This is a genomic window from Hydrogenivirga sp. 128-5-R1-1, from assembly GCF_000171895.1.
In genome coordinates, this window is sequence record NZ_ABHJ01000453.1 from 1 (window position 1) to 1,193 (window position 1,193).

A 1,193-nucleotide genomic window follows, 5' to 3' on the forward strand; every position below is an offset into this window, starting at 1 on the left:
CCTGTACCTGTTGTAATAGCTGGAGGTCCTAAAGTTAACTCAGATGAAGAGCTTTTAAAAATGGTTTATGATGCTGTTGTTGTTGCTGGTGGTGCTGGTCTTTCCATTGGAAGAAATGTATTCCAGCATAGAGATGTGGCAAAGATAACTAAAGCATTATCTGAAATCGTTCACAACAATATAACTGTTGAAGAAGCTTTAAAAATATTATCTGAATAAAAAAAGGGGCTTTTAGCCCCTATCATTTAATCCTCAAGTGTTGAAATATCTCCAAGAGGCATTCCAAGTTCTTTAGCCTTTAAAACCCTTCTCATAATTTTTCCACTTCTTGTTTTTGGAAGTTTTTCAACAAATTCTATCTCATCGGGGACTGCCAAAGCTCCAAGCTCATGTCTAACATGCATTTTTATATCTTTTGCAAGGCTTTCGGAAGGCTCATATCCCTGTTTTAATATTACAAAAGCCTTAATTGATTCTCCTTTTATTTCATGAGGTTTTCCTATAACTGCTGCCTCTGCAACTGAAGGATGTGAAACTAAAGCACTTTCAACTTCTGCTGTTCCTATTCTATGACCAGAAACATTTATAACATCATCAGCCCTCCCAAGTATCATTATGTATCCATCTTCATCTTTAGTTGCCATATCTCCTGCAAAATAGTATTTACCAATTTCTGACCAGTACTTTTCAAATCTTTCAGGTTCTCCCCAGCAAGTCCTTAATGCTGAAGGCCAGGGTTTTTTTATAACAAGATATCCAACTTTATTTGGCTCTATAGGATTTCCTTCTTTATCTACAACATCAGCCTCTATTCCAAAAAATGGCTTGCCGGCTTTTCCGGGCTTTTGAGGGTATGCAGGAACTGTTGTTATCATATGTCCTCCTGTTTCTGTCTGCCACCACGTGTCTACAATAGAACACTGTCCTCTTCCAATATTTTCGTAATACCAAATCCATGCCTCAGGATTTATTGGTTCTCCAACAGAACCTAATATTCTTAAAGAAGATAAATCATACTTTTTAGGCCATTCTTCTCCGTATTTCATAAAAAGTCTAACGGCTGTTGGTGCTGTATAGAATACATTCACCTTATACTTTTCAACTATAGACCACCATCTGCCAGGGTCTGGATAATCAGGTGCTCCCTCTGCAACAACAGAGGTTGTTCCAACAGATAAAGGCCCATAAACCAT

General features: G+C 37.7%; 1 protein-coding gene and 1 pseudogene. One reads left to right on the forward strand and one right to left on the reverse strand.

The features are described 5' to 3' along the window. Positions 1 to 219 (forward strand): annotated as a pseudogene (locus HG1285_RS00745) (fructose-bisphosphate aldolase); the annotation flags it as partial. Between the two features lie 26 nt (positions 220 to 245). Here HG1285_RS00745 and HG1285_RS00740 read toward each other — a convergent pair. Then, a partial coding sequence (locus HG1285_RS00740; RefSeq protein WP_008289576.1) for an AMP-binding protein occupies positions 246 to 1,193 on the reverse strand: 948 nt, incomplete at its 5' end.